We start from the raw sequence: 17929 nt of genomic DNA on the forward strand, positions 1-17929 counted from the left end.
CCGAAAGAAGGTCGAACATGACCACGCAGACCGAGGTGCCGCAGCGGCGCGGCACGCCCCAGGACTCGGGTCCCACCCCGGTCATCTCCGTGCGCAGGCTGTGGAAGGTGTTCGGGCCCAAGGCCGACCGGGTGCCGGAGTCCGCGGAACTGTGCGAACTCACCCGCCGTGAACTGATGGACCGCACCGGCTGCACCGCCGCCGTACGGGACGTGCACTTCGACGTCTCGCCCGGCGAGGTCTTCGTCGTCATGGGCCTGTCCGGCTCCGGCAAGTCCACCCTGGTGCGATGTCTGACCCGGCTGATCGAACCCACCGCGGGCGAGGTCGTCTTCGAGGGCGAGGACATCCGCCAGGCCGACGACAGACGCCTGCGCGAGCTGCGCCGCCGCAAGTTCTCCATGGTCTTCCAGCACTTCGGGCTGCTGCCCCACCGCCGGGTCGTCGACAACGTGGCCTTCGGGCTGGAGATCCGCGGCCTGGGCCGGGCCGAGCGGGTCAGGCGGGCCCAGGAGGTCGTCGAGCTGGTCGGCCTCGCCGGCTACGAGAAGTCCTACCCCGACCAGCTCTCCGGCGGTATGCAGCAGCGGGTCGGGCTGGCCCGCGCGCTGGCCGGCGATCCGGACGTGCTCTTCTTCGACGAGCCGTTCTCGGCGCTCGACCCGCTGATCCGCCGCGACATGCAGAACGAGGTCATCCGGCTGCACCACGAGGTCGGCAAGACGATGGTCTTCATCACCCACGACCTCTCCGAGGCCCTCAAACTGGGCGACCGCATCCTGATCATGCGCGACGGCAAGATGGTCCAGTGCGGCACCGGCGACGAGCTGGTCGGCGCCCCGGCCGACGACTATGTGCGCGAGTTCGTCAAGGACGTACCGCGCGGCGATGTGCTCACCCTGCGGTGGATCATGCGGCCCCTGGAGGACGGCGACGCCCTGGACGGCCCCGAGCTGGGACCGGACGTCGTGGTCAAGGAGGCCACCCGGGCGGTGCTCGCCGCCGACAAGCCCGTCAAGGTCGTCGAGAACGGCAAGCTGCTCGGCATCGTCGGCGACGAGGAGATCCTCGCCGTGGTCGCCGGACAGGAAGGCGGCGCCTGATGACCGTCGTCGTGGAGAAGACCGAGCCGCCGGGGAGACCGGAGAAGACCCGGCCGGTCGAGGAGCCCGCCCCCGCCGCGGAGCCCCGGAGGATCAGCCGTTCCATGGTGCTCGGCGCGATCCTGGTCGTCTGGCTGGTGCTGTTCGCGATCCTGCGCGGCAAGCAGACCCTCGCGCTCGGGGCGGCGGACCTGACCGATCTGCACCGGTGGTTCAACGACGTCAACGACTCGATCGGCGCGAACCGCAACTCCAACCCCCTGTTCCTGTACTTCTTCAACGAGATCCGCCTGGTCATCGACACCCTGGTGACCTTCGTGCAGGAGCTGATCTCCCAGCCCTCCGTCGGCCGCCCCCTGCCGCAGATCGGCTGGCTCGGCGTCGTCGGCATCGCGGGCTATGTCTCCTGGGCGTTCGGCAACTGGCGGGTCGCGCTGCTCGCGGTGGCCGGCTTCACCTTCCTCGGCCTCCAGGGCCTGTGGCAGGAGAGCATGGACACCCTGGCGCTCACCGTCTCCGCGGTGTTCGTGGCGCTGCTGTTCGCGATCCCGCTGGGTGTGTGGGCGGGACTGTCCGACCGGGTCAACCGGGTCGTCACCCCGCTGCTGGACTTCATGCAGACGATGCCGACCTTCGTCTATCTCGCCCCGCTGACCCTGTTCTTCCTGATCGGCGGCGCCTCCGCCACCATCGCCACGGTCATCTACGCGGCGCCCCCGGCGATCCGTATCACCGCGCACGCCATCCGGACCGTGCCGGAGACGACCGTGGAGGCCGCCGACTCCCTCGGGGCGACACGCGGGCAGGCCCTGCTGAAGGTCCTGCTGCCCATGTCCAAGCGGACCGTGGTGATGGGCGTCAACCAGACCATCATGGCCGCCCTGGCCATGGTGACCATCGCCGCCCTGATCGACGCGCCCGGCCTCGGCAAGACCGTCGTCCAGGCGCTCCAGTCGCTCGACGTGGGCACCGCCTTCAACGCGGGTCTGTCCATCGTCGTCCTGGCGATCGTCCTCGACCGGGTCACGACCGCGGCCAGCACCCGCGAGGAGGAGGCCCGGCGCTCCAAGAACCGGTTCCTCGCCTGGCGGCGACCCCTGCTCGGCGCGGGCGCGGTCCTCACCGCCGTCCTGGTCTTCATGTCCCACACCTATGTGTGGGCGGCCGAGTTCCCCGGTGAGGGTGGTCTCGGCAGCTCCATCGCGAGCGCGGCGGACACCACGACGACCTGGGTGCAGGACAACCTCTCGGGCGTCACCAACACCGTCCGCGACCTCATCACCAACGGGCTGCTCAACCCGTTCCAGTCGCTGCTCACGGACTCCCCGTGGTGGCTCGTCGGCGCGGTGCTGATCGCGCTCGGCGTCGTCCTCGGCGGCCAGCGGGCCGGCATCACCACGGCGGTGTGCGTGGGGCTGCTGGTCGCCACCGGGATGTGGTCGGACAGCATGACGACACTGGCGTCGACCGTGGTCGCCACGATTCTCGTGATGCTGCTCGGCATCGGCTTCGGCGTGTGGATGGGCCGCAGCCGGCTGGCGGACCGCATGCTGCGGCCCAGCCTGGACGCGGCCCAGGTCATGCCGCCGTTCGTCTATCTGGTGCCGTTCCTCGCGCTGTTCGGCGCGACCCGTTTCACGGCGATCGTCGCCGCGATCGTCTACGCGGCGCCCGTCGCCATGAAGATCATCGCGGACGGGGTGCGGAACGTGCCCGCGACGACCGTGGAGGCGGCCACCTCCGCCGGGTGCAACACCTGGCAGATCATCACCAAGGTCCAGCTGCCGATGGCGCGCGGTGCCCTGACTCTCGCCACGAACCAGGGTCTGATCTATGTGCTGTCGATGGTTGTGGTGGGCGGCCTGGTAGGTGCCGGCGCCCTCGGCTACGACGTCGTGGCCGGTTTCTCGCAGGGCCAACTCTTCGGGAAGGGGCTCGCCGCAGGGCTCGCCATCGTCCTTCTCGGAGTCATGTTCGACCGCATCACTCAGGCCGCGGCGCGGCGAACCAGCGCATGAAGGAGCAACTGACCATGGCAAGGCAAGCAAGACGATGGAGAGTCGGCGCGGCCGGCATAGCGGTCCTCGGCCTCACCCTGACCGCCTGTGGCGGTGCGAAGGTCGGTGACGATTCCTCGGACGCGGGCGGCTCGGGCAGCTCCGCCAAGTGCGGCACCTTCAACCTCGCGGTCAACCCGTGGGTCGGCTACGAGGCCAACGCGGCGGTCATCGCCTACGTCGCGCAGAACGACCTCGGCTGCAAGGTCACCAAGAAGGACCTCAAGGAGGAGATCGCCTGGCAGGGCTTCGGGACCGGTGAGGTGGACGCGGTCGTCGAGAACTGGGGTCACGACGACCTGAAGAAGAAGTACATCACCGACCAGAAGACCGCCGTGGACGCCGGCGCCACCGGCAACGAAGGCCTGATCGGCTGGTATGTGCCGCCGTGGCTGGCCAAGGAGCACCCGGACATCACCAACTGGGAGAACCTCGACAAGTACGCGGCGAAGTTCAAGACGTCCGAGTCCGGCGGCAAGGGCCAGCTCCTCGACGGCGACCCGTCGTTCGTCACCAACGACGAGGCGCTGGTCAAGAACCTGAAGCTGGACTACAAGGTCGTGTACGCGGGCAGCGAGACGGCCCTCATCCAGACCTTCCGCAAGGCGGAGAAGAACAAGGAATGGGTGATCGGCTACTTCTACGAGCCCCAGTGGTTCATGTCCGAGGTGCCGCTGGTGAAGGTCAAGCTGCCCGACTACAAGGCGGGCTGTGACGCCGACGCCGAGAAGGTCGCCTGCGACTACCCCGTCTACACGCTGGACAAGATCGTCAGCAAGAAGTTCGCCGACTCGGGCAGCCCGGCCTACGACCTGGTGAAGAACTTCAGCTGGACGAACGAGGACCAGAACATCGTGGCGAAGTACATCGCCGTCGACAAGATGACCCCCGAGGCCGCGGCCAAGAAGTGGGTCGACGCCAACCGCGTCAAGGTGGACGCCTGGCTGAAGTAGGACGGGCCCGGAGGCGGGAATCCGGTCGGACCATGCCCGGTGGGCGGCGCGCGCGGGATGCGTGCCGCCCACCGGGCATCGCCGTGTCCGGGCCCGTTCCCCGACCCGTTCCCCGGCTTGTTCTCCGACCTCTTCTCCGACCTCTTCTCCGACCTCTTCTCCGGCCTGTTTTCGGAGGTCCCGGGACCCTTGACACCCACCTGTGCGGAAGGCACATTGAGTTGCGCAACCTGAACCGCGTTGCGTAAACAGCAACTCGATCGGCTCGGCTGATCAACAGACCGGAGGTGCGGCGATGGCGGGACCCCGAGTGGTCATCATCGGAGCGGGAGTCGTGGGAGCGGCTCTCGCGGACGAGATCTCCGCGCGAGGCTGGACCGAGGTGACCGTGGTCGATCAGGGCCCCCTCCCCGCCACCGGGGGCTCCACCTCACACGCCCCGGGCCTGGTCTTCCAGACCAACTCGTCCAAGACGATGACCGAGCTGGCCCGGTACACCGTCGAGAAGTTCTGCTCCCTCGACGTGGACGGCAAGCCCTGCTTCCTCCAGGTCGGCGGCCTCGAAGTGGCCACCACCCCCGAGCGCCTGACCGAACTGCGCCGCCGCCACGGCTGGATCACCGCCTGGGGCATCGAGTCCCGTCTGCTCACCGCGGACGAGTGCCTCGAACAGCACCCGCTGGTCAACCCCGACAAGGTCCTCGGCGGCCTCCTGGTCCCCACCGACGGTCTCGCCAAGGCCGTCCTCGCGGTCGAGGCGCAGATCCGCCGGGCCACCGAGCGCGGCGTGACCTTCCTGGCCCGCCACGAGGTCCTCGACGTCCTCAAGGCCGACGGCGAGGTCACCGGCGTCCTCACCGACCAGGGCGAGATCCCGGCCGACATCGTCGTGTGCTGCGCCGGCATCTGGGGCCCGAAGATCGCCCGCATGGTCGGCATGAACCTCCCGCTGACCCCGCTCGCGCACCAGCTCGCCTGGACCGGCCCCGTCCCGGCCCTCGCCGGTCAGACCGAGGAGGCGATCCGGCCGATCCTGCGCCACCAGGACGCCGACCTCTACTACCGCGACCGCTTCGACGGCATCGGCATCGGCTACTACGGCCACCGCCCGATGCCCATCACGGCCGACGAGATCCTCTCCGTGGACGAGGCCGACGACATGCCGTCGGTCCTGAAGTTCACCGAGGACGACTTCGCCGACGCCTGGACCGAGACCCAGTCGCTGCTCCCCTCCACCAAGGAGGCGAAGATCGAGGAGGGCATCAACGGCCTCTTCTCCTTCACCACCGACAACTTCCCGCTCCTCGGCGAGTCGAGTGACGTCAAGGGCTTCTGGGTCGCCGAGGCGGTCTGGGTCACCCACTCCGCCGGCGTCGGCCGGGCCATGGCCGAATGGCTGGTCGACGGCCACTGCTCCTCCTTCGACCTCCACGAGTGCGACGTCAACCGTTTCGAACCGCACCAGCTCTCCCCGGAGTACGTCCTGGCCCGCGACTGCCAGAACTTCGTCGAGGTCTACGACATCCTCCACCCCCTCCAGCCGTCCGGGGACCCCCGCCCGATCCGCACCAGCCCCTTCCACGCCCGCCAGCAGGAGCACGGCGCCTTCTTCCTGGAGGCGAACGGCTGGGAGCGCCCGCAGTGGTACGAGGCCAACGCCGGCCTCGTCGAGGGCCGCTCCATCCCCACCCCGGGCGACTGGGCCGCGCGGTTCTGGTCCCCGATCGTCGGCGCCGAGGCGCAGGCCACCCGGGAGACCGTCGCGATGTACGACATGACGGCCCTCAAGCGCCTGGAGGTGAGCGGCCCCGGCGCCGCCGACCTGCTGGAGCGCCTGTGCACCGGCAAGGTCGCCAAGTCCGTCGGCTCGGTCACCTACACCCTCTTCCTCGACCACGACGGAGGCATCCGCAGCGACGTCACCGTCGCCCGCCTCGCCCGCGACGTCTTCCAGATCGGCGCCAACGGCAACCTCGACCTGGACTGGATCACCCGCCACCTCCCCGCCGACGGCACGGTCCAGGTCCGTGACATCACCCCCGGCACCTGCTGCATCGGCCTGTGGGGCCCGCTGGCCCGCAAGGTCCTCCAGCCCCTCACCGACGCCGACTTCACCAACGACGGCCTGAAGTACTTCCGCGCCAAGCCCGCCTACATCGGCTCGGTGCCCGTCACTGCCATGCGCCTGAGCTACGTCGGCGAACTCGGCTGGGAGCTCTACACCACCGCCGACCAGGGCCAGAAGCTCTGGGACACCCTCTGGGAGGCGGCCGAGCCGCTCGGTGGTGTCATCGCCGGCCGCGGCGCCTTCAACAGCCTCCGCCTGGAGAAGGGCTACCGCTCCTTCGGCACCGACATGACCTACGAGCACGACCCCTACGAGGCCGGCGTCGGCTTCGCCGTCAAGCTCGACAAGGACGACTTCATCGGCAAGGACGCGCTGCTGCGCCGCAAGGAGAACGTCCGGCGCAAGCTGACCTGCCTCGTCATCGACGACCCCCGGTCGGTCGTCCTGGGCAAGGAACCCGTCCTCGACGGGGACCGGTCGGTCGGCTACGTCACCAGCGCCTCCTACGGCTACACCATCGGCAAGGGCATCGCCTACGCCTGGCTCCCCACGGAACTCACGGAACCCGGGACCGCGCTGCACATCGGCTACTTCGACCAGCGCGTCGAGGCCGTCGTCACCGAGGAGCCCCTGTTCGACCCCACCATGTCCCGCCTGCGTGGCTGACACCCGGCCACGAGCGAAGAGGGAAGGAACACCGCCGGTGAACGCACAACTGCTCGACGGCAAGGCGACCGCCGCCGACATCCGCCGCGAACTCACGGAGCGCGTGGCCAAGTTGACCGCCGGCGGCGGCCGCCCGCCGGGCCTCGGCACCGTCCTGGTCGGCGAGGACCCCGGCAGCCACGCCTATGTCGCCGGCAAGCACCGCGACTGCGCCCAGGTCGGCATCGCCTCCATCCGCCGCGACCTGCCCGCCGACGCCACCCAGCGGCAGGTCGAGGACGTCATCGACGAACTGAACGCCGACCCGGCCTGCACCGGCTATATCGTCCAGCTCCCGCTGCCCCGCCACCTCGACGCCAACGCCGTACTGGAACGCATGGACCCGGCCAAGGACGCCGACGGACTGCACCCCGTCAACCTCGGCCGGCTCACCCTCGGCGTCGACGCCCCGCTGCCCTGCACCCCCCGCGGCATCGTCGAACTCCTGCGCCGCCACGACGTACCGCTCGCCGGCGCCCGGGTCTGCGTGGTCGGCCGAGGCATCACGGTCGGACGCCCCATCGGCCTGCTGCTCACCCGCCGCTCCGAGAACGCCACCGTGACCCTGTGCCACACCGGCACCAAGGGCCTGGCCTGGCACACCCGGGAGGCCGACATCGTCATCGCGGCGGCCGGTTCACCCGGGCTGATCACCAAGGACATGCTGCGCAGCGGCGCGGCTGTCCTGGACGTCGGTATCACCCGCACCGACGAGGGCCTGGTCGGCGACATCCACCCGGACGCCGCCCAGGTCGCCGGCTGGATCGCGCCGATGCCCGGCGGGGTGGGCCCCATGACCCGCGCGATGTTGCTGGCCAACGTCGTCGAGGCCGCCGAGAGGAACGCCACCGCCGTATGAACGCGCACGTCCCCCAGTACCCGCAGCATCCGCACCTTTCGGCAGACGGAGACGTCCGATGAGCCCCCGCACCCCAGGCGCCGACCTCCCCGACCACCCCGACTGGCTGTGGCGCGACCCCGAGCCGAAGAAGTCGTACGACGTGGTGATCGTCGGAGCCGGCGGACACGGCCTGGCCACCGCCCACTACCTCGCCAGGAACCACGGCATCACCAATGTCGCGGTGCTGGAGAAGGGCTGGCTCGGCGGCGGCAACATGGCCCGCAACACCACGATCATCCGCTCGAACTACCTGTGGGACGAGAGCGCCGGCATCTACGAGCACGCCCTCAAGCTCTGGGAGGGACTGGACGAGGAGCTCGACTACCCGATCCTCTTCTCCCAGCGCGGCGTGCTGAACCTCGCGCACAGCCTCCAGGACGTCCGTGACAGCGTGCGCCGCGTGGAGGCCAACCGCCTCAACGGCGTGGACGCGGAGTGGCTCGACGCCGACGGCGTCAAGGAGGTCTGCCCCATCGTCAACATCTCCCAGGACGTGCGCTACCCGGTCCTGGGCGCCACCTACCAGCCGCGCGCGGGAATCGCCAAGCACGACTACGTGGCCTGGGGCCTGGCCCGCTCCGCCGACGCGGCCGGTATCGACATCATCCAGAACTGCGAGGTCACCGGCCTGGACGTGGTCGACAACCGCGTCGTCGGCGTCCGCACCACCCGGGGCCGCATCGCGGCCGGCAAGGTCGCGCTCTGCTCGGCGGGCCACACCTCGGTCCTCGCCGCCATGGCGGGCATCCAACTCCCCATCCAGTCACACCCGTTGCAGGCTCTCGTCTCCGAACTCCTGGAGCCGGTGCACCCCACGGTCGTGATGTCCAACGCCGTTCATGTGTACGTCAGCCAGGCGCACAAGGGCGAGCTGGTGATGGGCGCGGGCATCGACGCGTACAACTCGTACACCCAGCGCGGCGCCTTCCACATCATCGAGGAACAGATGGCCGCGGCCCTGGAGCTCTTCCCGGTCTTCGCCCGCGCCCATGTCCTGCGCACCTGGGGCGGCATCGTCGACACCAGCCCCGACGCCTCGCCGATCATCGGGCTCAGCCCCGTCGACAACCTCTATCTCAACTGCGGCTGGGGCACGGGCGGTTTCAAGGCCACCCCGGGCGTCGGCTGGGTCTACGCCCACACCATCGCCCACGACACCCCGCACGCCCTCAACGCCCCCTTCTCGCTCGACCGTTTCACCACCGGCGCGCTCGTCGACGAGCACGGCGCGGCCGCGGTGGCCCACTAGGGGGCTCCACACATGCTGCTCATCACCTGCCCGTGGTGCGGGCCCCGCGACGAGGCCGAGTTCCACTACGGCGGCCAGGCCCACGTGGCCTACCCCGAGACCCCCTCGGCCCTCACCGACGAGGAGTGGGCCCGCTACCTCTTCTTCTGCGACAACACCAAGGGCCCCTTCGCCGAACGCTGGAGCCACGCGTCGGGCTGCCGCCGCTGGTTCAACGCGGTCCGCGACACCTCCACGAACGAGATCCTGTCGGTGTACCGCTCGGGCGAGGAACGCCCGGAGACCGGGTCGGAGTTGACTCCGGTCACTTCCGCGACGGTCCCGGCACCATCAGCTCGTCCGGCGCTTGAGGACGAGGCCGTTCAGGCCGAAGGGGGGTCCGGGGGCGCAGCCCCCGGGGACGGGACGGGAAGGGGCGGCGGGGGCGAGACAACCCAACCGTTCCGCCACCCCACCCGAGGCCGCGTCGACCGCGACACGACCCTCACGTTCACCTTCGACGGCACCGAGTACCAGGGCCACCGAGGCGACACGCTCGCCTCCGCCCTCCTCGCCAACGGAGTGATGAACGCCGGCACCAGCATCAAACTCGGCCGCCCCCGAGGCATCTTCTCCGCCGGCGTCGAGGAGCCCAACGCGGTCATCCAGATCGAGGAACCCTTCCCCGAGCCGATGCTCCCCGCGACCACCGTCGAGCTGTACGACGGCCTGGTCGCCACCAGCCTCCCCGGCCAGGGCCGCCTCGCCACGGCCCCCGACCCCGCCCGCTACGACGCCGTACACGCCCACTGCGACCTCCTGGTCGTGGGCGCCGGCCCGGCCGGCCTCGCGGCGGCCGCCGCCGCGGCGAACAGCGGCGCCCGCGTCATCCTCGCCGACGACCAGCCGGAACCCGGCGGCAGCCTCCTCGGCACCGCCGAACACCTCGACTGGGTGGGCGAAACCGCCGCACTGCTCGACGCCGCCCCCGAGGTCCGCGTCCTGCGCCGCACCACCGTCTTCGGCCACTACGACGACAACCACCTCCTCGCCGTCGAGCGCCGCACCAACCACCTCGGCGGCGCGGCCCCCGAGAACGTCTCCCGGGAACGCGTCTGGCGCATCCGCGCCCGCCGCGTCGTCCTCGCGACCGGCGCCCACGAACGCTCCCTGGCCTTCGCGGACAACGACCGCCCCGGCGTGATGCTGGCCTCCTCGGCCCGCACCCACGTCAACCGCCACGGCGCCCTGCCCGGCCGCCACGCGGTCGTCCTCACCACCAACGACAGCGCCTACGAGGCGGCCCTGGACCTCGCCTCGGCGGGCCTGGCCGTCACGGCGATCGTCGACACCCGCCCCGCACCGGGGGAGTGGGCCGAGCGCGCCACGGCCGCCGGCATCGAGGTCCTCGCCGGACACGCCGTCACCGGCACCGAGGGCGAGCCCCGCCTGACCGCCGTGACCGTCGCCCCGTACGGCGAGTCCGCCGGACAGCGGGTGTTCGCCGCCGACCTGCTGCTGGTCTCCGGCGGCTGGAACCCGGTGGCGCACCTGTTCAGCCAGTCCGGCGGCAAGCTCCGCCACGACGAGACGCTGGGCTCCTTCGTGCCCGACACCTGCCGTCAGGCGGTCGAGGTCGTCGGCAGCGCGAGCGGTCTGCTCGACCCGGCCGGCATCCTCGCCCAGGGTGCCGCCGCCGGTGCCCGCGCGATCGAGGCCGAGGGGTACACGGCCGAGACGCCCCGCCTCCCGGCGGTGGCCGCGCGGCCCGCCCCGACGCCGCCGATGCATGTGTACGTCGTCCCGGGCGAGTCGGACGCGCCCAAGTTCGTCGACCTCCAGCGCGACGTCACCGTGGCCGACCTGGCCCGCGCGACCGGCGCCGGTCTGCGCTCGGTGGAGCACACCAAGCGCTACACCACGGCCGGCACCGCCAACGACCAGGGCAAGACCTCCGGCGTGCTGGCCAGCGGGGTCGTCGCCGAACTGCTCGGCGTGGACGTCTCGGCCCTCGGCACCACCACCTTCCGTCCGCCGTACACCCCCGTCTCCTTCGCCGCCCTCGCGGGCCGCGACCGGGGCGTGCTCAGCGACCCGGTCCGTACGACCGCCCTCCACGACTGGCATGTCGGGCACGGCGCGCTGTTCGAGAACGTCGGCCAGTGGAAGCGCCCCTGGTACTACCCGCGGGACGGCGAGGACATGGAGACCGCAGTGCTCCGCGAGTGCGCCGCGACCCGTGAGGGCGTGGGCTTCATGGACGCCTCCACCCTCGGCAAGATCGACGTGCAGGGCCCGGACGCCGGTGTCTTCCTCGACCTGCTCTACACCAACATGATGAGCACCCTGAAGGTCGGCATGATCCGCTACGGCGTCATGTGCCGCCCGGACGGCATGGTCTTCGACGACGGCACCGTCATCCGGGTCGAGCCGGACCGCTACCTGGTCACCACGACGACCGGCAACGCCGCCACCGTCCTCGACTGGATGGAGGAGTGGCTCCAGACGGAGTGGCCCGAACTGAAGGTCCACTGCGCGTCCGTGACCGAACAGTGGGCCACGGTCGCCCTGGTCGGCCCGAAGTCCCGCGAGGTGATCGGCTCCCTCGCGCCGCAACTGGCCGTGTCCAACGAGGACTTCCCGTTCATGGCCTGGCGCGAGACCACCGTCGCGGGCCTCGACGCCCGGGTCTGCCGGATCAGCTTCTCCGGCGAACTCGCCTACGAGATCAATGTGTCGCCGTGGGAGGCCCTCGCCCTCTGGGAGGCGCTGTACGAGGCCGGCGCCCCGTACGGCATCACCCCGTACGGCACCGAGACCATGCACGTCCTGCGGGCCGAGAAGGGCTATCCGATCATCGGCCAGGACACCGACGGCACGGTCACGCCGCAGGATCTCGGGATGAGCTGGGTGGTCTCGAAGAAGAAGTCGGACTTCGTCGGCAAGCGGTCCTACACCCGCCCCGACACCGTCCGGCCCGACCGCAAGCACCTGGTGGGCCTGCTCCCCGAGGACCCGGGCACCTTCCTTCCCGAGGGCACGCACCTGGTCGCCGACAGCGTGCTGCCGGCCCCGCCCGTCCCGATGCTCGGCCATGTCACCTCCAGCTACCGCAGCGCCGCCCTCGGCCGGACCTTCGCGCTCGCCCTGGTCAAGGGCGGCCGGGACCGCATCGGCGAGCGGCTGTACGCCCCCGTGGGCGACCGACTGGTCCCCGTGACCGTCGCGAGCCCCGTCCTCTACGACCCCGAGGGAGCCCGCCGCGATGGCTGACACCGCCCTGACCTCCCGGCCCCGCAGCCCGCTGGCCGGGGCCGCCGACCGGCTGGCCGCCGCCACCCGCGCCTCCGGGGGCACGATCCGGCTGGCCGAACTGCCCTTCCTCACCCAACTCGGCGTACGTCTCGACGCCAAGGGGGCGGCGGCGGACGCCGTCGGCCTCGCGCTGGGTCTCCCGCTGCCGCTGGAGCCCAACACCGTCGCCCGCGCGGGGGAGTTGACCGCGCTGTGGCTCGGCCCCGACGAGTGGCTGCTCGTCGGGCCGCCGGGTGGCGGGCGCGAGCTGGAGAGCCGGATCCGGGAGGCCGCCGGAGAGGAGCACGTCTCCGTCACCGACGTCTCCGCGCAGCGCACCACGGTCCTCGTCGCGGGCGCCCGCGCCCGCGACCTGCTGGCCCACGGCTGCGCGCTGGACCTGCACCCGAGAGCCTTCGGCGCCGGGCGCTGCGCCCAGACCACCCTGGCCCGCACCCAGGTCGTCCTGGTCGCGCGGGAGGAGCCCAGCGCCGGTTTCTGGGTCCTGGTCCGTTCGTCGTTCGCCGGCTATCTGGCGGACTGGCTGCTGGACGCGGCGACGGAGTACGTCTGAGGTATGCGAGTCCCTGTCAGCGCGTCGAAAGTCGGACACCGGTGACCGTCACGGCCCACGCCCCCGCCACGCCCGCGCACCCGGGCACGCCGGACCCGCACCCGCCCGGGCTGCCGAGGCCCGGGCGGGCGCTGGTCATGGGCGTCGTGAACGTCACGCCGGACTCCTTCTCCGACGGCGGGCTGGCCTTCGCCGCCGACGCGGCCCTGGCCCATGGCCGCGCCCTGCTGGAGCAGGGCGCGGACCTCGTGGACGTGGGCGGCGAGTCGACCCGCCCCGGGGCGGTGCGCCCGCCGGTCGAGGAGGAGTTGCGACGGGTGCTGCCCGTCGTCCGGGGCCTCGCGGCGGCGGGCGCGGTCGTCAGTGTCGACACCATGCGGGCCGAGGTCGCCGCCCGCGCCTTGGACGCGGGCGCACGGCTGGTCAACGACGTGTCGGGGGGCCTCGCCGACCCCGCGATGCTGCCCCTGATGGCCCGGGCGGGAGTGCCGTACGTACTGATGCACTGGCGTGGACACTCGGCCGGGATGCAGGCGAACGCCGTCTACCGCGATGTGGTCGACGACGTGCTGCACGAGCTGCGGCTGAGGATCGACGCGGCCCTGGAGGCGGGTGTCCCGGCCTGTTCGCTGATCGTCGACCCCGGGCTGGGCTTCGCCAAGGACTCCGAGCACAACTGGGAGTTGCTGGGCCGGCTCGGGGAGGTCCGCGCGCTGGGCCGTCCCGTCCTGGTGGGCGCGTCCCGCAAGGCGTTCCTGGGGCGGCTGTTGGCGGACCCGACGACGGGCGAACCACGCCCGGCGCGGGAGCGTGACGCCGCCACCACCGCCGTGTCCGTGCTCGCCGCCGCCCAGGGCGCCTGGTGTCTGCGGGTGCACGACGTCGCCTCGACGCTGGACGCGGTACGGGTGACGGCCCGTTGGGGCGCCGAGGTGGCGACGCGGTCGCCGCTGGGTGCGTCGCCCCTCGTGGGCGGTCAGCCCAGGTAACCCATCCTGCGGCTGATCTCTTCGGCGCCCCGCGTCAGCACGGGCACGAGTTCGCGGATGCGTTCCTCGGTGAAGCGGTAGGCCGGGCCGGAGGCGCTGAGCGCGGCGATGACCTCGCCCTCGCGGGAGCGGATCGGGGCCGCCATGGCGTGCAGGCCGATCTCCAGCTCCTCCAGCGTCACCGCGTACCCCAGCTCGCGCGCCTCGGTGAGGGCCTTCTCCAGCTTCGTCCTGGCCGTCAGCGTGTGCGGCGTCAGCTTCCGCAGCCCGGACGCCTCCAGCACCTCCGACCGCCGCTGCTCCGGCAGATGGGCCAGCAGGATCTTGCCGCTGGACGTGGCGTACAGGGGGGTGAGCTGGCCGACCCAGTTGTGGGTGCCGACCGCGCCCGGGCCGCGTACCTGGTGGAGGTTGACCGCGTAGTGCTCCTGGAGCACCGCGATGTTGACGGTCTCGCCGATCTCCTCGCTGAGCCGCTCGCAGACCTGCCGGCCCTGCTGGGTGATGTCGAGCCGGCCCGTGACGGCGCCGGCGAGCCGCACGATGCCGAAGCCGAGCCGGTACTTGCCCCGCTCTGCCGTCTGCTCGACCAGCCCGCGTGCCTCCAGCGCCCCGAGGAGCCGGAACGCGGTCGACTTGTGGACCTCGATCTCGGCGGCGACCTCGCTGACACCGGCCTCGCCGCGCTGGGCGAGGATCTCCAGCACGCTGACGGCGCGGTCGACGGACTGCACACCGTTCACCGCGGGACCCGTTGTTGCGCCCTCTGCCGCGTAGTTGCTCATGGTGCAACTATACGCAGCCGCTCCCGGCGGGCCCGAGGTGTTCGCGAAGTGCGGCGGTCATGGCCGAAACCAGTCGCCCGCATGCTCGCACGGACCTTCCTGTCCAGGGAAGAGGGAGGCGTCCAGAGAGGTGTCCATGGAGGCGTCCAGGGGAGCGGGCAAGTCGGCGCGACCAACCTCTTGACAGTGGGTGTCCCCAAGGAGACAGTTTGGTCGTCGTTGCTCATAGCGAAGATGGTTGCGCTATATGAGACGAAGCGATTGCCTTCCCCACCCCACCCCACCCCCTCCCTCCCCCGACGAGGAGATCGACCGTGACACACGAGGTACGCGCCGTCGTCGCCCGCAAGAAGGGCGCCCCGGTCTCGGTGGAGACCGTCCTGGTGCCGGACCCCGGCCCCGGTGAGGCGCTGGTACGGGTGCAGGCCTGCGGCGTCTGCCACACCGACCTGCACTACCGGGAGGGCGGGATCAACGACGAGTTCCCGTTCCTGCTCGGCCACGAGGCGGCGGGCGTGGTGGAGTCGGTCGGCGAGGGCGTCACCGACGTCGCCCCCGGCGACTTCGTCATCCTGAACTGGCGCGCCGTCTGCGGCACCTGCCGTGCCTGTCGCCGGGGCACCCCCTGGTACTGCTTCGCCACCCACAACGCCACCCAGCCGATGACCCTGGCCGACGGCACCCCGCTCTCCCCGGCCCTCGGTATCGGCGCCTTCGCCGAGAAGACCCTGGTCGCCGCCGGACAGTGCACCAAGGTGGACCCCATGGCCTCGCCGGCCGCCGCCGGGCTCCTCGGCTGTGGGGTGATGGCCGGGTTCGGCGCCGCCGTCAACACCGGTGGCGTGGGACGCGGTGACTCCATCGCGGTGATCGGCTGCGGCGGCGTGGGCATGGCCGCCATCGCGGGCGCCAAGGTCGCCGGTGCCGGCCGCATCATCGCCGTCGACGTCGACGAGCGGAAGCTGAAGTGGGCCGAGCGGTTCGGCGCCACCGACACCGTCGACTCCTCGAAGACCGACGCCGTCGAGGCGATCCGCGAGCTGACCGGCGGCTTCGGCGCCGACGTGGTCGTGGACGCGGTGGGTCGCCCCGAGACCTTCAAGCAGGCCTTCTACGCCCGCGACCTGGCCGGCACCGCCGTCCTGGTGGGTGTGCCCACGCCCGAGCTGAAGCTCGAACTGCCGCTGCTGGACGTCTTCGGCCGCGGTGGCGCGCTGAAGTCCTCCTGGTACGGCGACTGTCTGCCCTCCCGCGACTTCCCCGCCCTGATCGACCTCTACCTCCAGGGCCGCTTCGACCTGGGCGAGTTCGTCACCGAGACCATCGGCCTGGACGACGTCGAGGCCGCGTTCGCCAAGATGCACCACGGCGACGTCCTGCGTTCGGTGGTTGTCCTGTGACCGCCCGTATCGAGCGCCTCGTCACCTCCGGCACCTTCGAACTCGACGGCGGCGTCTGGGAGGTCGACAACAACGTCTGGCTGATCGGCGACGACGAGGAGGTCCTCGTCGTCGACGCGGCCCACGACGCGAACGTCATCGCGGCCGCCGTCGGCGACCGCCGCCTGGTCGCCATCGTGTGCACCCACGCCCACAACGACCACGTCAACGCCGCCCCGGCCCTGGCTGCCCGCCACGACGCGCCCATCCTGCTCCACCCGGACGACACCGTCCTGTGGAAGATGGCGCACGGCGAGGACGCGCCCGAGTTCCGCGCACTGGTCGCGGGCGAGACCCTGAGCGTCGCCGGCGTCGAGCTGACGGTGCTGCACACCCCCGGCCACTCGCCCGGCGCGGTCTGCCTCCACGCACCCGAACTGAACGCCCTGTTCTCCGGCGACACCCTCTTCCAGGGCGGCCCCGGGGCCACCGGCCGCTCCTTCTCGGACTTCGGCACCATCGTCGCCTCCATCCGGGACCGGCTGCTGACGCTCCCCGCCGGTACGACCGTCCACACCGGTCACGGCGACACCACCACGATCGGGGCCGAGGCGCCCCACCTCGACGAGTGGATCACCCGGGGCCACTGAACCGCCGCGGCCACTGAACCGCCCGCCGCCCGCCACCGCTTCCCGACATTTTCCGAAGGTGACTCGATGACCCTCACGAATCTGCCGCCCAGCCTGATCCCCACGCTGTCCGGCGAGTACTACACGGACCCCGGAGTCTTTGTCCAGGAGCAGGAGCGGGTCTTCGAGGCCATGTGGTTCTGCGTGACCCGCGCTTCCGAACTGGCCAAACCCGGCGCCTTCCGCACCTACCAGGTCGGCCGCGAGAGCGTCCTCGTCTCCCGCGCCCGGGACGGCTCGATCAAGGCCTTCCTCAACATCTGCCGGCATCGCGGGGCGAAGCTCTGCCTGGAGGAGTCCGGCGAGGTCAAGCGGGCCTTCCAGTGTCCGTACCACGCCTGGACGTACGGCCTGGACGGGAAGCTGGTCGCCGCGCCCAACCTGACCTCGATGCCGGACATCGACCGGACCGAGTACGGCCTGATCAACGTCCATGTGCGGGAATGGCTCGGCTATGTGTGGGTGTGCCTGGCCGACGAGCCGCCGTCCTTCGAGGCCGACGTGCAGGGCGCGGTCGTCGAGCGGCTCGGCGACCTGGAGTCGATCGACCGCTACGACATCGACAACCTCCAGCTGGGCCGTCGGATCACGTACGACGTGAAGGCGAACTGGAAGCTCATCATCGAGAACTTCATGGAGTGCTACCACTGCGCCACGATCCACCCCGAACTGACCGAGGTGCTGCCGGAGTTCGCGGACGGATACGCCGCCCAGTACTACGTGGGCCACGGCGCCGAGTTCGGCGAGGAGGTGCAGGGCTTCACCGTGGACGGCTCCGAAGGTCTGGACCGTATCCCGGGTGTCGCGGAGGACCAGGACCGCCGCTACTACGCGATCACCGTCCGGCCGCAGGTGTTCATCAACCTCGTGCCCGACCACGTCATCTTCCACCGGATGTACCCGATGGCGGCCGACCGCACGGTCGTCGAGTGCGACTGGCTGTATCTGCCGCACGTCGTCGAGAGCGGCAAGGACGTGGAGCGTTCGGTGGAGCTCTTCCACCGGGTGAACCAGCAGGACTTCGACGCCTGTGAGCGCACTCAGCCGGCGATGAGCTCCAAGGCCTACGCCAAGGGCGGTGTGCTGGTGCCCAGTGAGCACCACATCGGCGAGTTCCACACCTGGCTGCAGAACAAGCTCGACGTGGCACCCACGCACTGACCCCGCCCCGGCCCCTTGACACCTCAGAAATCCACCGAAACCA

At 70.9% G+C, this 17929-nt stretch carries 13 protein-coding genes; 12 read left to right on the plus strand and 1 reads right to left on the minus strand.

The window, feature by feature from the left end; genetic code table 11:
* Positions 1-17: 17 nt before the first annotated feature.
* The 9 genes from ACZ7MG_RS26770 (at position 18) to folP (ending at position 13872) form a co-directional block, all read left to right on the plus strand.
* Complete coding sequence (locus ACZ7MG_RS26770) at positions 18-1103, plus strand: quaternary amine ABC transporter ATP-binding protein (RefSeq protein ID WP_471381157.1); 1086 nt, start codon at positions 18-20, stop codon at positions 1101-1103.
* Positions 1103-3121 (plus strand): ABC transporter permease, encoded by a 2019-nt coding sequence (locus tag ACZ7MG_RS26775; RefSeq protein ID WP_471381158.1) that lies wholly within the window; start codon positions 1103-1105, stop codon positions 3119-3121. Before ACZ7MG_RS26770 ends, ACZ7MG_RS26775 begins: the two co-directional genes overlap by 1 nt.
* Positions 3122-3135: 14 nt before the next feature.
* A complete protein-coding gene (locus tag ACZ7MG_RS26780) occupies positions 3136-4113 on the plus strand; it encodes an ABC transporter substrate-binding protein (protein ID WP_471381159.1) in 978 nt (325 codons plus the stop codon).
* Positions 4114-4408: 295 nt separating this feature from the next.
* Positions 4409-6847, plus strand: a complete 2439-nt coding sequence (locus ACZ7MG_RS26785) for a GcvT family protein (RefSeq protein ID WP_471381161.1) — start codon at positions 4409-4411, stop codon at positions 6845-6847.
* A 37-nt stretch (positions 6848-6884) separates the two neighbouring features.
* On the plus strand, positions 6885-7745 hold the full coding sequence (locus ACZ7MG_RS26790) for a bifunctional methylenetetrahydrofolate dehydrogenase/methenyltetrahydrofolate cyclohydrolase (protein WP_471381163.1): 861 nt from the start codon (positions 6885-6887) through the stop codon (positions 7743-7745).
* A gap of 58 nt (positions 7746-7803) precedes the next feature.
* Positions 7804-9036 (plus strand): sarcosine oxidase subunit beta family protein, encoded by a 1233-nt coding sequence (locus tag ACZ7MG_RS26795; protein ID WP_471381166.1) that lies wholly within the window; start codon positions 7804-7806, stop codon positions 9034-9036.
* Between the two features lie 12 nt (positions 9037-9048).
* The gene (locus tag ACZ7MG_RS26800) at positions 9049-12288 is read left to right on the plus strand and encodes a sarcosine oxidase subunit delta (RefSeq protein ID WP_471381168.1); all 3240 of its coding nucleotides are present in this window, start codon (positions 9049-9051) and stop codon (positions 12286-12288) included.
* On the plus strand, positions 12281-12883 hold the full coding sequence (locus ACZ7MG_RS26805) for a sarcosine oxidase subunit gamma (protein WP_471381171.1): 603 nt from the start codon (positions 12281-12283) through the stop codon (positions 12881-12883). Before ACZ7MG_RS26800 ends, ACZ7MG_RS26805 begins: the two co-directional genes overlap by 8 nt.
* A 41-nt stretch (positions 12884-12924) precedes the next feature.
* On the plus strand, positions 12925-13872 hold the full coding sequence (folP, locus tag ACZ7MG_RS26810) for a dihydropteroate synthase (protein ID WP_471381173.1): 948 nt from the start codon (positions 12925-12927) through the stop codon (positions 13870-13872).
* Here folP and ACZ7MG_RS26815 read toward each other — a convergent pair.
* On the minus strand, positions 13860-14657 hold the full coding sequence (locus ACZ7MG_RS26815; protein WP_471381175.1) for an IclR family transcriptional regulator: 798 nt from the start codon (positions 14655-14657) through the stop codon (positions 13860-13862). The two genes, folP and ACZ7MG_RS26815, sit on opposite strands and share 13 nt — an antisense overlap.
* A 314-nt stretch (positions 14658-14971) precedes the next feature.
* On the opposite strand from ACZ7MG_RS26815, the gene ACZ7MG_RS26820 reads away from it, so the two are divergent.
* The 3 genes from ACZ7MG_RS26820 (at position 14972) to ACZ7MG_RS26830 (ending at position 17886) form a co-directional block, all read left to right on the plus strand.
* Complete coding sequence (locus ACZ7MG_RS26820; protein WP_471381177.1) at positions 14972-16057, plus strand: S-(hydroxymethyl)mycothiol dehydrogenase; 1086 nt, start codon at positions 14972-14974, stop codon at positions 16055-16057.
* Positions 16054-16686, plus strand: a complete 633-nt coding sequence (locus ACZ7MG_RS26825; RefSeq protein WP_471381180.1) for an MBL fold metallo-hydrolase — start codon at positions 16054-16056, stop codon at positions 16684-16686. Before ACZ7MG_RS26820 ends, ACZ7MG_RS26825 begins: the two co-directional genes overlap by 4 nt.
* A 66-nt stretch (positions 16687-16752) precedes the next feature.
* Positions 16753-17886 (plus strand): aromatic ring-hydroxylating oxygenase subunit alpha, encoded by a 1134-nt coding sequence (locus ACZ7MG_RS26830; RefSeq protein WP_471381181.1) that lies wholly within the window; start codon positions 16753-16755, stop codon positions 17884-17886.
* Positions 17887-17929 lie beyond the last annotated feature (43 nt).

The organism is Streptomyces sp. NPDC107538 (assembly GCF_055657445.1).

What these genes read in the sequence shown, in the direction of transcription:
- ACZ7MG_RS26775 (WP_471381158.1), top strand. Translation starts at nt 1,103, where the DNA reads ATGACCGTCGTCGTGGAGAAGACCGAGCCGCCGGGGAGACCGGAGAAG.
- ACZ7MG_RS26815 (WP_471381175.1), bottom strand. Translation starts at nt 14,657, where the DNA reads ATGAGCAACTACGCGGCAGAGGGCGCAACAACGGGTCCCGCGGTGAAC.
- ACZ7MG_RS26805 (WP_471381171.1), top strand. Translation starts at nt 12,281, where the DNA reads ATGGCTGACACCGCCCTGACCTCCCGGCCCCGCAGCCCGCTGGCCGGG.
- ACZ7MG_RS26830 (WP_471381181.1), top strand. Translation starts at nt 16,753, where the DNA reads ATGACCCTCACGAATCTGCCGCCCAGCCTGATCCCCACGCTGTCCGGC.
- ACZ7MG_RS26795 (WP_471381166.1), top strand. Translation starts at nt 7,804, where the DNA reads ATGAGCCCCCGCACCCCAGGCGCCGACCTCCCCGACCACCCCGACTGG.
- ACZ7MG_RS26800 (WP_471381168.1), top strand. Translation starts at nt 9,049, where the DNA reads ATGCTGCTCATCACCTGCCCGTGGTGCGGGCCCCGCGACGAGGCCGAG.
- ACZ7MG_RS26770 (WP_471381157.1), top strand. Translation starts at nt 18, where the DNA reads ATGACCACGCAGACCGAGGTGCCGCAGCGGCGCGGCACGCCCCAGGAC.
- ACZ7MG_RS26780 (WP_471381159.1), top strand. Translation starts at nt 3,136, where the DNA reads ATGGCAAGGCAAGCAAGACGATGGAGAGTCGGCGCGGCCGGCATAGCG.
- ACZ7MG_RS26785 (WP_471381161.1), top strand. Translation starts at nt 4,409, where the DNA reads ATGGCGGGACCCCGAGTGGTCATCATCGGAGCGGGAGTCGTGGGAGCG.